The 882-nt window shown below is 43.1% G+C and carries 2 rRNA genes; both read right to left on the bottom strand.

From position 1 onward, the window contains the following. Positions 1 to 273, bottom strand: a 23S ribosomal RNA gene (locus L4C44_RS22760); the annotation flags it as partial. A 348-nt stretch (positions 274 to 621) separates the two neighbouring features. Further along, positions 622 to 882, bottom strand: a 16S ribosomal RNA gene (locus L4C44_RS22755); the annotation flags it as partial.

Genomic DNA, 882 nt, shown 5'->3' with positions numbered 1-882 from the left:
GCTTAAGGGCTAATCCAATTTCGCTCGCCGCTACTTTCGGAATCTCGGTTGATTTCTCTTCCTCGGGGTACTTAGATGTTTCAGTTCCCCCGGTTTGCCTCCTGCTGCTATGTATTCACAACAGGATACTTACTTATGTAAGTGGGTTTCCCCATTCAGGAATCCCAGACTCAAAAGGTTATTACTACCTAATCTGGGCTTATCGCAAGTTATTACGCCTTTCATCGCCTCTGACTGCCAAGGCATCCACCGTGTACGCTTAGTCACTTAACCATACAACCCGAAAGGGTCTTATGTATGGCAACTAACCAAGGTTTTTGGTTGTCATCAAGAAGGGTTAATTCTTGATAACTGTTTGCCGGACTCAATGTGATTCAAACAAGTTTGAATCGAATACAAGACACTTGAATGTGTTTGTTGTGTTTACCATAAAGRTAAACATTGAGAACTTTTAAATTTGATTGAATTACTCGTAAGTAATCAATCAGTCAGCTTTCCAAATTGTTAAAGAGCATAAAGCAAAAAGCTTTAATCAATAACTTACGTTATTAATTAAAGCTCTGGCTTTAACTAAATCTAAACCATCAATCTGTGTGGACACTTATCGTGAATATCTTCGTATAAGGAGGTGATCCAGCCCCAGGTTCCCCTAGGGCTACCTTGTTACGACTTCACCCCAGTCATGAACCACAAAGTGGTGAGCGTCCTCCCCGAAAGGTTAAACTACCCACTTCTTTTGCAGCCCACTCCCATGGTGTGACGGGCGGTGTGTACAAGGCCCGGGAACGTATTCACCGTAGCATTCTGATCTACGATTACTAGCGATTCCGACTTCATGGAGTCGAGTTGCAGACTCCAATCCGGACTACGACGCACTTTTTG

Origin of the sequence: Vibrio satsumensis, from assembly GCF_050337435.1 — a bacterium.
GTDB lineage: Bacteria > Pseudomonadota > Gammaproteobacteria > Enterobacterales > Vibrionaceae > Vibrio > Vibrio satsumensis.
This window is presented reverse-complemented; position numbering and strand designations above follow the sequence as displayed.